Origin of the sequence: Desulfuromonas sp. CSMB_57 (assembly GCF_020194955.2) — a bacterium.
In the GTDB taxonomy this organism is placed as follows: Bacteria; Desulfobacterota; Desulfuromonadia; order Desulfuromonadales; family Syntrophotaleaceae; genus JAFCIY02.
The window spans coordinates 1-12,371 of the sequence record NZ_JAFCIY020000039.1; the positions used below are offsets into that span (position 1 = coordinate 1).

The 12,371-nt window shown below is 55.3% G+C and carries 8 protein-coding genes; 4 read left to right on the forward strand and 4 right to left on the reverse strand.

Annotated features, from left to right (window positions below; all coding sequences use genetic code 11):
* Window positions 1-45: 45 nt before the first annotated feature.
* Window positions 46-834, reverse strand: a complete 789-nt coding sequence (locus JQN68_RS11740) for a transposase (protein ID WP_249621213.1) — start codon at window positions 832-834, stop codon at window positions 46-48.
* 318 nt (window positions 835-1,152) lie between these two features.
* On the opposite strand from JQN68_RS11740, the gene JQN68_RS11745 reads away from it, so the two are divergent.
* The gene (locus tag JQN68_RS11745) at window positions 1,153-3,690 is read left to right on the forward strand and encodes an N-6 DNA methylase (RefSeq protein WP_225073593.1); all 2,538 of its coding nucleotides are present in this window, start codon (window positions 1,153-1,155) and stop codon (window positions 3,688-3,690) included.
* Window positions 3,691-3,699: 9 nt separating this feature from the next.
* Here the strand turns inward: JQN68_RS11745 and JQN68_RS11750 are convergent, their stop codons facing one another.
* Entirely contained in the window at window positions 3,700-4,881 is a 1,182-nt protein-coding gene (locus JQN68_RS11750; protein WP_225073594.1) for a hypothetical protein, read from the reverse strand.
* A 668-nt stretch (window positions 4,882-5,549) separates the two neighbouring features.
* Here JQN68_RS11750 and JQN68_RS11755 point away from each other — a divergent pair.
* Complete coding sequence (locus JQN68_RS11755; RefSeq protein WP_225073529.1) at window positions 5,550-6,458, forward strand: alpha/beta fold hydrolase; 909 nt, start codon at window positions 5,550-5,552, stop codon at window positions 6,456-6,458.
* A gap of 150 nt (window positions 6,459-6,608) precedes the next feature.
* Here the strand turns inward: JQN68_RS11755 and JQN68_RS11760 are convergent, their stop codons facing one another.
* Window positions 6,609-8,531 carry a RecQ family ATP-dependent DNA helicase gene (locus JQN68_RS11760; protein WP_249621204.1) on the reverse strand — a complete coding sequence of 641 codons (1,923 nt, stop codon included), beginning with the start codon at window positions 8,529-8,531 and terminating at the stop codon, window positions 6,609-6,611.
* A gap of 365 nt (window positions 8,532-8,896) precedes the next feature.
* On the opposite strand from JQN68_RS11760, the gene mnmH reads away from it, so the two are divergent.
* Together mnmH and hisF are read left to right on the forward strand one after the other, a co-directional pair.
* On the forward strand, window positions 8,897-9,934 hold the full coding sequence (gene mnmH, locus JQN68_RS11765) for a tRNA 2-selenouridine(34) synthase MnmH (protein WP_225073527.1): 1,038 nt from the start codon (window positions 8,897-8,899) through the stop codon (window positions 9,932-9,934).
* A 43-nt stretch (window positions 9,935-9,977) separates the two neighbouring features.
* Complete coding sequence (gene hisF / locus JQN68_RS11770) at window positions 9,978-10,739, forward strand: imidazole glycerol phosphate synthase subunit HisF (RefSeq protein ID WP_225073526.1); 762 nt, start codon at window positions 9,978-9,980, stop codon at window positions 10,737-10,739.
* Between the two features lie 101 nt (window positions 10,740-10,840).
* Here the strand turns inward: hisF and JQN68_RS11775 are convergent, their stop codons facing one another.
* A complete protein-coding gene (locus tag JQN68_RS11775; protein ID WP_225073525.1) occupies window positions 10,841-12,340 on the reverse strand; it encodes a phospholipase D-like domain-containing protein in 1,500 nt (499 codons plus the stop codon).
* Window positions 12,341-12,371: the final 31 nt, after the last annotated feature.

The window sequence follows — 12,371 nt, forward strand, 5'->3', positions numbered from 1 at the left end:
AGGGGAATTCATGCGTCATAAAACAAAACGATCGTATCTATAGGGTCAGGGTTTGATAACTTGATTCAGAATCTCCCGTCGCAGTCGTTCCATTTTATCAACAAGCGAAGAGTCTTTCTCCCGGCGTTTTTCCATGCGCCGCACCGCACAGGTCAGCGTCGATGAATCTCGTCCCAGAAGCTTCGCGAGCTCTGTCAACTTCCCGCTGCTGATCTCAAGCGTCGCCCAGGCAGCAAGGCCACGAGCTTCGCAACTCTTCCGCTCCCGTCCCCGCGATCGGAGAAGCTCATCCGAAAGCCCATAAATCGTCTTCACGGCAGCAACCACGGCATGCACGTCAGGTTTCCGTTCGGGAAGAGATTCCGCCTCGGCCAGCACGATATCGACAAATCGGTCATCACCGAAGATGCGGCTATCTTGGGTCTTCACGCCATGAAACTCATCCCGGCGCCCCTCATTCACTCTCCCCCCTACAAAACGCGCAAACTGGGTACGGGCGTTCTTTTCGTCCGTTGAGAACTGGGAGAGGATGAAACCGGTTTCCAGCCAGGAAAGGTTCTCTTTGCCAAGGTAGGCGCGGTGACTGCTCCAGCGGTGATTTTCCGGCTGGTCCGTCATGCCGGCGCGCACCGGGTTAAGGTGGATGTATGCCGCCAGCTCCAGGAGATATTCGTCGGCATCCACCATGACAGCCTTGTATCTGCCCTGGAAAACGTGCCCCGACTTCTTATGCCGCCAGTTGAACCACTGTGTGTACCGCAACGCGATGTTCTGCATGATCCGGGACAAGGGGATATCGCCGACCTGGAACTGCAAGTGAACATGGTTGGTCATCAAACAAAAGGCGTGCACCCGGAACCAAATCGCTCGTGCGCTTTCTGGAGGATCTCGTAGAAACGATAGCGGTCCTTGTCATCTGAAAAAATATCCTGGCGGGCATTACCACGAAGAATGACGTGGTAGGTTGCGCCCGGCGCGTGTATGCGTGGTTTTCGTGCCATGGCAAAATGATATCCGGAATATTCAAGTTATCAAGTCCTGACCCTACTGCTCCCCCCTAGTTATGCTGATTTTCAAGTCGCCATATTTTAGTTGACTGTGTGCTTCAAATTGTGTACATTGCAGCCGGGCAGTAAAATTAGGAGGGTGCAAATGCCGATTACGATCAAGGACTCCAAGGTTGCATTGTCTAAGCTCGTCAACATGGCTAAAAACATGCCAGTTTCCTCAAGAGCGATTTGGCAGTCACGTATATCACACGTTTACGGCGACATGAAGGGTCAAAGGGCTGTCGATTTAACGGTTCTCCAAAAAACCATCGAGGTAGATATGTCTGCCGACATGGCTGTAGACACTATAATTGCTCTAGAGGCCTACTTTTTTCTTGTTTGCAACCTAATTGCATATGCATCTTTTCAAAAAAATCCATCTGACTTTCTGCGCAAAATACATTCACTCCCAGATCAGCATTTTCGTTCCTTTTTAGACAAGCTAATCTCAGGTGCATTATTTGAGGATGAGGGAGTTTATGGGTGTAAATTTGCCTTCGATTTTGACTGGATACTCGAAGGCTGCAATGGAGATAACTTACACGGTGTCCGGGATGCATTAGGTAATCTTTCTATTGTTTGGGAGCGGGACAAGTTGTTAATCCCCGGTTGCGACCCGCTTCAAATTATCCATCACTCACTTTTTCCGAAAAATCTCTTGCATATAACCGGACAATTTTACACTCCTGAGTGGCTTGCCGAACTACTACTAGTTGACGTCGATTGGTCGCCAGAGAAACGACTGCTTGATCCATTTTGCGGGTCAGGTGTCTTCTTGGTTCGTGCACTACAGCGAGCAATAACACAAGGGGTGACAGTTAATGAAGTGCTACCAAACCTTCTTGGAATCGACCTCAATCCGATTGCTTGCGCTGCTGCTAGAGCAAATCTTGCTCTGTGCATTGGTCGTCTGGGGCAGAAGCTTGACTCCAGTGTTCACCTAAACATTGTTAGTGCCGATTCCTTGGCTCCTGCAATAACAAAAGGGCAATACAAATCTTCACCACTGGGGCTATTTCCTTCGACAATTAGTATTGACGGTGAAACGGTTCGCCTCCCTGATTTAACTTCCAACGTCGCTTTCTCAAAAATTGCAAATAGACTCTCTGTTTATGGACTTAACCTCGACAACTGGATCGATTACTCAGCTCAACACCCAATACATAGCGAGTTTGTTACGCTTTCCGCAAGTGATCGAAGAATTTTGGAACAGTTTTTTGTTTATGCTGTAAAACCTGCGGATGTTGTTTTAACTAACCCTCCTTGGGTTGGTTGGGAGTATATTTCTCGATCCTACCGAAACACAATTACTGATGCATGGGGGCTTTATGATCTTTTTAAGGTTAGCGGGCTAGATGCTGCTTTCCTTAAAGAGGATATCTCAAGCCTTGCTCTAATGGTAGCTTGGGACTTTTACCTAAAGGACAAAGGCAAAAGTGCAGTTGTACTCCGTCCTGCAACAATGCATTCTGAACTCGCCGCCCGTGGTGTACGCCGTCTGTCGCTGGCTGATAATGGCACGCCACTATGCCTTGAACATATCCGCACTTTCTCTAATATCCGTGTTTTTTCAGAAGCGAATACCGATGCAGCAACATGGGAAATAAGGAAAGGTGAGCCCACTGTCTTTCCTGTAAACGTAGCTGAGTGGAGTAAAGATAGCAAACGTTGGAACCCGGAAACGTCTATGAGTCTTGATGCCGTTCGCAGCCGCATTCGTGAAAACCACAAATTCGCTTCACGAACCGACCCAAACAACCCTGAGTCTCGCTGGCTTATCGCAGATGCTAACGTCACAGAAACCTTTTCTCCGTTGCAGGGGACCAATGAATACGTTCCCAGAATGGGAGTTTTTACCGGTGGCGCAAATGCAATCTTCTATATGGAATATCTGGATCAAGGCGATACAAAAGAAACGGGTTTTTACAGGAACATCATCGAAAGAGCAAAAAAGCCTGTTCCATCAAGAAAAGTAATTCTAGAACGCGATGCCATTTTCTCAGTGCTTAGAGGCAGAGACATACAAATGTGGCATGCTCGTCCTGAAGTGTATTTACTGTGTCCACATACCCGTGATACTCGAATGTACCCCCTTGAGAAAACACAGTTGGAGTCAACCTTTCCATTTGCCTATCAGTACCTTACATCTATGCAAAGTGTTCTTGCCGAGAGGCAAGGATTTGCTGGTTGGGAGAAAGATATACTTAAAAAATATTTCTACACTCTTCAGAGAATCGGTGAATATACTTTTGCACCATACAAGGTGTGTTGGAAATATATCGCAAGCGAATTTACCGTATGTGTAGTTGACGGTGATGACTATTCCAAACCTATACTTCCAAATGACAAAGTGATGTTTATTCCGTTTGAGTCTTCGCAGGAAGCCTACTTTGTTTGCGGTATATTATCGTCAACTGCGATACGCAATTATATTAATTCATCTGCGAGCAAGCGCCAAATATCTACCAATATCATAAAGTCTCTTGCATTGCCTCAGTTTGACGAAAATAATACACAGCACTTGAATATCTCTTCTATATGTCAGGGCGGTCACAAAGCAACTTCAAGTCACGATGCAGATGTGTTACGGGAACTCCGAAAACAACTAGACCAAGAAGTTAGTAAGATTTTTGTAACATAAATAATCTCACTAAATGTAAATGACCGCCTCACCGCATCGAATTGACTTCCAGCTGCTTAAGGTTTCATCTTTGGCCGTAATAACTTTCACGTCTTTTGGGACATATATATTTTTTATAGCATCAATGTCTTCGGTATCATAATAGTCGCTAAAGAAGATGCCCTTTATTTTTATCTGCCCTAGTAGATGTAAACGGAGTGGCGCTTTATAAAGCGTCTTGATCTGAACAAAGTTATTAAATTGCTTTAAAAGCTTATTTATTGTATCTGACTTGTTCTCGCTGAATCCAACGCCATCAACTAGCCCCCAAAGCTCAACATTGGTTTTTTCTTTGTTCTGTGTATTCCATTTTTTTATCTTGCCAGCGATAGATACGGTCTCATTGCTTTTATCAACACCATATTGACCAGGATCAGAAGTATGTATAAGGGATTGAATAGCAACAATGACGCGTTTATCTGAGAGAATAATCATGTCAAAAGCATGAGTTGTCCCCGCCTGCCGTTCAGATACTGTCATTGTCTCCAGATTTAAATGTGGGTCGTTTGCACCCATTGGATTTGCGGCTTTGTTTTTCGGTATCATATCAATGCCGCATTGTTCTAACACCTCAGCTAGGGCAGCTTCGCAACCATGTCCACGTCGCTTAGCTGCTTTCTGCTGGTACTCTTTCGGAGAGATAAGTCGGGTGTAAACCAACTGCATAAGGTTTTCCGACATTCCAGAGAAACCCCTTGCAGCCTCATAGAGCCCCTGCTCGATCATATAGGCGGCGATCATATCCGCTGTTGAGATTTGGACCGGCTTCCCTTGTGACCCACTAAGCAAACGTAGAAAAAATGCCATGGGGTGCCGAGATAGTGTCCATGGGTGACAGCCGCTTATGCTTGTGGCTTGCGTTGGGTGTGGTGTACGACTAGCAATATACGAGAGGTCGAGATAGGCTCTTTTATCGCTCAATCCAAGAAATTGCCTTGCGTGACTGAAGATTACCGGGTTATCAATCAAACATTCTCGGATTATTTTCTTAGCCGAAGTGACATTAGCCGCACCAGCAAGTTTAAGAAAAAATACGGAGATTGACTTTAAATCAATTTCTAGATCTATCTGTCCAGCCAAAGGCAGGTCATCTTGCGGAGAAACGTTGTACCAGTATTCGTCTTCTTTTGATGCATAAGCAGGGCTTGGCATTTACGTACCTTTCTTGTGTAATGTATTTTCAGCTCTTTGGAATAGTTGCTACTTTTGCGTTTTTCTATATGGCATAACAGATTGGATCGGTGGAAAAATTTCCGTCATATCAGCGCTATAGCAGGCAAAATTTTCCACTTATCACGATATTAAAGGGGTAAAAGTGGAAAGTGGTTGTCTCCATTTTCCACCCTTTGATCGTAAAGAAAATCCTCAGAAATCCTGTGTCTCTTCCACGACATATCCGCAAAGGAACCATCCACGCCAAATTCGACTGGCGCTACAGCCATGGCCACAAATCCCTGGCAAAAAAGCATCCGGTCTTGCGAAAAACTATGCAACCAGGAACAACCGCGCCGCATTCCTTCCCAACCAAAATCCAATTTTGCGCCAATGGAAAAATTAGTCAATCATTTTAATGTCAGCAGCTTTAATGTTTGCAGCCGCGCCTCCCAAGCCTTGCCTTGCCCGTCGAATTCCCGTATAGAAAACAGAGCTGTTTCGCCCGCCCCGAGGAGCCCGTAGCTACCCATGTTTGCCACCCCCTGGAAACCCTCCGGATAGTTTTCGGCTACAGGGGGTATCACTGTGCAGCGGGAAAAAATCGGCCGGAGTTTCAGAATTTTCAGAGGAGAATAGGTGAACCTATGCGCAAGGAATCCGGACAAATGAACATCTCAGGCGGATTGTTCCCCTGGCGGGTATCGGGGAGTCTGGTGGGGCTGATGCTTGCCTTCGCACTTTTGGTATCGGCCGCCGGAGAAGCTTTCGCCGGGAACGACTGGCCCAAAATGGCCAGTTCCGCGGACGGCACGGCCATTTCCTATGAAACCTATGGAACCGGCACGCCCGCTCTCGTGTTCGTCCATGGCTGGAGCTGCGATGCCCGCTACTGGCGGCAGCAGACGGCGCATTTTGCCGACCGGCATCGCGTGGTGGTGCTGGATCTTGCCGGACACGGCCACTCGGGGAGCGGGCGGACGCGCTATACCATGGCGTCCTTCGGGGAGGACGTGCGCGCCGTGATGGATGCGGAAGGGATTGAAGACGCCATCCTTGTCGGCCACTCCATGGGCGGCTCCGTGATTGTGGAGGCGGCCCGGTTGCTGCCGAAGCGGGTGCGTGGCCTGATCGGTGTGGATACCCTGGAAAATATCGAATATCCCCTGACTCGTGAGGCATTTTATGGCATGGTCGCGCCGCTGGAACAGGATTTCCCGGCCGGCGCCAGAGAGTTCGTCGCCCAGATGATTTCCCCGCAGACGGATCCCCGGCTCCGGGATTGGATTCTGGCGGACATGTCCGCTGCACCGCCCGCTGTGGCCCTGAGTGCCTTGCGGGAAACCATGCAGCAGTACCTTACCGGTGAGGTGGCCAAGATATTCGAGGAGGTTCGTTTGCCCGTGGTGACCATCAATGCCGATGTGTGGCCCATCAACTACGAAGGCAACCGGCGGCACATGCTGTCCTACGAAGCCATTGTCATCGAAGGGGCCGATCATTTTCTGATGATGAATCGTCCGGGAGAATTCAATGCGGCGCTGAAAAAGGCCGTCGGTATGCTGCCCGGCCCCTAAATCGAGGCTGGCGGCGGTCTCCCCCGCCCGGATTCTCTGGGAAGGGCCCGGCAACTGCGCGGAATGCCTGAACCAAAGCTTCGAGCAGCTTGTCATTGATGCAGTCGCAAATTCGGTTCGACTTTTTGCGAGACCATCATTGTTGGGAGATTACCCCGGGCTGGTCAACAGGCCCAGCACCTTCTGGAACGGGAAGGCGCCCAGGGCGCCGAAATCCGGGTGCCGGCCAAGCTGGGCACGCTGGGCGGCGGGGCTGGTGAGGCCGCACAGAAAGCGGGCCAACTGGCGTGGGTGGGCCAGGGCCGGATGGTTTTCGGCCCGCACCCGTTGGACGATGGCGGTTTCGGCGGCGCCCGGTTCGAGGGGTGCGGTGCGCGGCAGAGGTTGCCCCTGCCCCTTGCGGCAGCGGCTGCAGTCGTGACATTCGTCAGTGCCGGTTTCGCCGAAATAATCCAGCAGTTGCCGGGTCAGACAGCGGTTTTGCTCCGCATAGTCCAGGACGTTCCGCAGTCGGGCGATGTTGCGCTGTTCCCGCTCGGCGAAGGTTTTCTGCAGATCGGCGATGAGTTCTCCAGCCTCGACGGTTGGCTGCAGGCGGCGGTAACCGTGACGCAGGCCGGTGGCCTGGACCGTCACTTCCCCCTTTTCTTCCAGATAGCCGATGGCGGCCGTGATCCGTCCGCGTGGCTGTTTCAAGTCGGCGGCACTTGCCTCGGGATGGATGTGGCTCCAGATGCGCCCGGTTTTGGCGGTTGCGAACAGATCCTGCAGGAAGCCGGCACGCTGGGCATCGAAGCCGGCGCAGATCTCCTCCAGGGAGCGGTTGAGGCGAACCTTGAAGCTGTCGTAGAAGGGGCCCGTGGCGCGCAGCACGCCGTTCAATTCCAGATAGGTGAAAACGGTGGCCACGACCAGGGGGCGGATGTCGAACCGTCCGGCCAGTTCGAAGTGGGACACATTGAAGGCCTCTCCCGCGTCGAGCAGGTGCTCCACCAGGGACGCAAGGGCTTCGGGGACCGGGGTGTCCCCGTAACTGAAGTTGGCCAGTACCGTCAGGTCGTCGGCGCAGGCGAGAATTTCGCACCGGGCATCCTGTCCATCGCGACCGGCCCGGCCGATCTCCTGCATGTAGTTCTCCAGGGTCTTGGGCAGGTTGTAGTGATAGATGGCGCGGATGTCGGCTTTGTCGATGCCCATGCCGAAGGCGATGGTGGCGACCACCACCCGCAGATCGCCGGCCATGAAGGCGTCCTGCACGGCGGTGCGTTCTTCGTTTTTCATGCCGGCATGATAGGCTTGGGCGGCGATGCCCGCCGCGGCGAGAAAACTGGCCATATCCTCAGCGGTCTTTTGCAGGGTGACGTAGACGATGGTCGCTCCGGCTGCCTCTTCACGCAGGCGTTGCAGCAGCAATTCCCCTCGCGCCGGGGCGGGGCAGGGGGAAACGGTGAGATGCAGGTTGGGCCGATGAAAACTGGTGCGGATCTGGTCGCTTTCAGTGATGTTGAAAGCCCGGCGGATGTCGGCGGCGACATCCGGCGTGGCGGTGGCGGTCAGGGCCAGCACCCGGCCGACGTTCAACTCCTCGGCCAGGCGGGCGATCTTGAGATATTCGGGGCGGAAATTGTGCCCCCACTCCGAGATGCAATGGGCTTCATCGATGGCCAGCAAGGCGATGGGTCGTCCCTGAAGACGATTAAGGAAGCGTTCGTTGGCCAATCGCTCGGGGGCGATGTAAAGCAGCTTGAGGCTGCCGTCGGCCAGTTGGCCATAGATGGCCTGGGCCTCGCCGGGGCCGATGCTGGAGTCGAGGCGCGCGGCCCGGATGCCGCGCTCCCGCAGGGCGTCGACCTGGTCCTTCATGAGCGCGATCAGAGGCGAGATAACCAGGGTCAGGCCGTCCAGCAGCAGGGCGGGCAGTTGGTAGCAGAGGCTCTTGCCGCCTCCCGTGGGAAAGATGGCCAGTGACGAGCGTCCCGCCAGCAGGCAGTCGATGACCGCCGCCTGCCCCGGGCGAAACGAGTCGAAGCCGAAATTTTCCTGCAGGCAGCGCTGGATGGGTTTGTTTGACATGATTGCCCTCCTGTGGTGCTGTGGGATGTGCCTCGTTGGAAATTGTTTATATCAATTAATTATTAATTGTTCAAGCATAAACTCCGCCATTCGTGCGGGATGGCTTCCCGGGAGAAGATTGCAGGAGCATGGATGCTATCTGAAGGAAGATCGATTTCTAATATTCTCGGAGCGAAAGGCATTGCAATCGGCATCGGATTGGGGTACAGGTGCTCATGCACCATCAGATAGAGTGGTGCCTTCTGCCAAAGCAGATCCGGTCCTGAAAACGCTTCTCACGCCTTGTCGGATTTGTCTCCAGCAAGTGTTCATCCGGCAACCCAGGATGAAAATCCGTTACATTTTGAGAGAAACCGCAAGCCTCCATGAGCCTACGTACCCTGACTGCCGACCAATTTCTGCGACTGGCGAAGCATTCTCCTATTTTCGATGTCCGTTCTCCGGGCGAATACCAGCAGGGGCATATCCCCGGTGCCCATAATCTGCCGCTGTTTTCCGACCAGGAGCGGCATCGTATCGGCCTGGCCTACAAGCACCAGGGGCGGGAGCAGGCGGTCATTCTGGCCTTCGAGTTCGTCGGGCCGCGTCTGGCGCAATACATCGCCCAAGTCAAGGCGGTCACCGACGCGAAGCAGATCCTGGTGCATTGCTGGCGCGGCGGGATGCGCAGCCAGGCCCTGGCCTGGCTGCTGGAGAAGGTCGGCTACCGGGTCGGCTTGCTGCAGGGCGGCTACAAGGCCTATCGACGGCATGTGCTGGCCGGTTTCGCCACGCCCCTGCCGTTGCGGGTACTGGGCGGCATGACGGGTAGCGGCAAGACCGATATCCTGCAGCATCTGCGGCGCCGGGGGCAGCAGGTGCTGGACCTGGAGGGTTTGGCCCACCATCGCGGCTCGGCCTTCGGCGGCCTGGAGGAGACGGCGCAGCCTTCCAACGAGCAGTTCGAAAACGAACTGCACACGGCCTTGCTGAGTTTGAGTCCCGCTCAACCCATCTGGATCGAGGACGAGAGCCGCCGCATCGGCCGGGTCCTCATTCCCGAAGGGCTGTTTTTGCAGATGCGCAGCGCGCCCCTGATCCGGGTCCAGGTGTCGCGCGAGGTGCGGGTGGAACGTTTGTGCCGCGATTACGGCGCCGTGCCCCCGGAACGGTTGGCCGAAGCGGTGCGAAACATCAGCAAGCGCCTCGGCGGCGAAAAAAGCCGTTCCGCCCTGCAGGCCATCGCTGCGGGCGACTATGCGGCCGCCACCCATACCCTGCTCGATTACTACGACAAGACCTACCTGTTCGGCATTTCGAAAAGAAATCCCGCCCGGGTCATCGACCTCGACCCCACAATTGAGGAGCCCTCGGTCATGGCTCGGGCCCTGAGCGCGCTGATGGAAAAATGGACTGAAACCTGATGGCGTAATACTCAAACCCCGCAAAAAACAGGAGGCCGCAATCATGAATCCGAAAATTCGTATCATGCCTTGCCTGGACATGCAGAACGGACGGGTGGTCAAGGGTGTACATTTCGTGGACATCAAGGACGCCGGGGACCCGGTGGCCTGCGCACGTGCCTATTGCGAAAACGGCGCCGACGAACTGGCGTTGCTGGATATTACCGCCACGGTCGAAGGCCGGGCCACCATGCTCGAGGTGGTCGGGCGCGTCGCCGAGGTGACCACGGTACCCTTTACCGTCGGCGGCGGCATTTTCGATGTGGCGTCCGCGGAAGCGGTGCTCAAGGCCGGCGCCGACAAAGTTTCCGTCAGCAGCGCCGCCTTCCGCAAGCCGGATCTGATTCCGGAACTGATCAAGGCGCTGGGCGCGCAGTGTGTGACGGTGGCCATCGACGTGGATCGCAATCCGGCCCTGCCCTCCGGTTACGAGGTCTATGTCGACGGCGGCCGGACCGCTACCGGGGCCGATGCCGTCGAATGGGCCAAGCGGGTGGACGGCTATGGCGTGCCGGTCATTCTGCCGACCAGCAAGGCCGGTGACGGCGCCCGGACCGGCTATGATCTGCCGGTAATCCGGGCCATCAAATCCGCCGTGGCGGCGGAGGTGGTGGCGTCCGGCGGCGCCGGCAAACTGGAACACTTTTATGATGCCGTGCAGGCCGGGGCCACCATTCTGCTGGCGGCATCCATGTTCCATTTCGGCATGGTTCGCATCAGCGAACTCAAGCAATACCTGCGGGAGCGGGGCGTCGCGGTCGCCTGAGGTCCTTCGGGGGCAAGGCAGGCCGGTTACCGAACAGCGTTCCCTGAGATCGCAGTCCTGATTTCACAGGCCCCGGCGAAGGCCGTCGACGGGGCGTCTACCTACAGCAGCGGCTCCAGGGGCAGCAGTTGCAGCAGGAAGACCTTGATGCGTTTTGCCAGGGAGGCGAAACGATCCGGGCCGGCGGCGGCGTTCCAGCTGTTTTCCGGGTCCATGTCCTGCTCGATGCTGTTTTCCACCTGGGCGGCAAGCTGCCGGTTCTCGACCAGGATGCCCACCTCCGTATTGAGGTTGGCGGAGCGGGGGTCGAGGTTGAAGGTGCCGATGAACAGGGTTTCGCCGTCGACGACCAGGGTCTTGGCGTGGACGGCGAACACCGGCGCCTTGTCCTCCAGTTGCGGATAGCGCTCGATGAGGGCGCGCTTGATGGCGGGATCGGGCTTGAACTCGTAGATCCGGATACCGCTGTTGATGAGACGCCGGCGCTGTTTGCGGTAGCCGCTGAAGGCCATCAGATTGTCCGTGGAGGACAGGGAATTGGTGGAGATGCGCACCTCGACGCCGCGTTGCACCAGGCTGTCAAACAGCTCGAAGCCGCCCTCGGGCATGATCAGGTAGGGTGACTGAATGGTCACCCTTTGTTTTGCCCGGCGCAGCAGGTCGGCCAGTTCGGTGGTGGTCCGGCCGCCGCAGGAAAGCCCTCTGCGCTGCTCGTTTTTCCCCGGCAAATCGCTGAGAAAACGGACCTCCTCCCAAACCATTCCACTCAGCATGCGGTCCAGGTTGCGCGGCAGATCTCCGAGGGCTTCGCGCACCTCCGGGGCGAAATTTTCCGGGTCGCCGGCATAACGGCGCAGGTGGTCGTAGACGGCCCGGGTCCGCTCCGGGTCCATGTCCCGCAGTTCCCGGGTCAGCAGTTTTTCCACCGGTACCGCCAGGGGACTTGCCCAGAAGCGGTCGAAACTCTCCTCCATGTCCGCCACCACCGGCCCGACCACCAGCACGTCTCGATCGCGGAAGTTATAGCGGTGATCGTAGTCGAAATACTCATCCGCCATGTTGCGGCCGCCGGTGATGCCGACGGTGCCGTCGAACAGGGCGGTCTTGTCATGCATGCGCTGATTGACGGCGCGCAGGGCGGTAAGGGCGTTAAGGATGCGTTTCAGCCTGGAGGTGCCGACGGTGACCTTCGGGTTGTAGATGCGGATGTCGATGTTCGGATGCTGCACCAGGGCCAGCAGAGCGGCGGGCGGCGCATCGATGAGCAGATCGTCGACCAGCACCCGCACCTTGACGCCGCGGTCGGCCGCCCGCAGCAGGGCTTCGCTGGCCAGAATGCCGATGTTGTCCGTGCTCCAGATAAAGTACTGGATGTCGATGCTGGAACGGGCCTGGTCGGCCAGCCAAGCCCGGGCCAGCAATGATTCTTCGCCCTTCTCCAGCACGTAGACCCCGGATTTTCCATGAGGGCCGCCGCCGGTTCCCCGGCTCATGAGCGCCAGCAGGGCTGCGGTGGAACGCGGTGCTTCATCCGCGCCCTTTAACGGAGCGGCCATGAGCAGCAACAGCAGGCAGCAAAGACAGGATGGAGCCATGCGCATGGGCATATCTTCCTGATCGGTTGAGGGTGAT

Coding starts and splice junctions, on each gene's coding strand:
- JQN68_RS11740 (WP_249621213.1), bottom strand. CDS start 834: ATGACCAACCATGTTCACTTGCAGTTCCAGGTCGGCGATATCCCCTTG.
- JQN68_RS11745 (WP_225073593.1), top strand. CDS start 1,153: ATGCCGATTACGATCAAGGACTCCAAGGTTGCATTGTCTAAGCTCGTC.
- JQN68_RS11750 (WP_225073594.1), bottom strand. CDS start 4,881: ATGCCAAGCCCTGCTTATGCATCAAAAGAAGACGAATACTGGTACAAC.
- JQN68_RS11755 (WP_225073529.1), top strand. CDS start 5,550: ATGAACATCTCAGGCGGATTGTTCCCCTGGCGGGTATCGGGGAGTCTG.
- JQN68_RS11760 (WP_249621204.1), bottom strand. CDS start 8,531: ATGTCAAACAAACCCATCCAGCGCTGCCTGCAGGAAAATTTCGGCTTC.
- mnmH (WP_225073527.1), top strand. CDS start 8,897: ATGAGCCTACGTACCCTGACTGCCGACCAATTTCTGCGACTGGCGAAG.
- hisF (WP_225073526.1), top strand. CDS start 9,978: ATGAATCCGAAAATTCGTATCATGCCTTGCCTGGACATGCAGAACGGA.
- JQN68_RS11775 (WP_225073525.1), bottom strand. CDS start 12,340: ATGCGCATGGCTCCATCCTGTCTTTGCTGCCTGCTGTTGCTGCTCATG.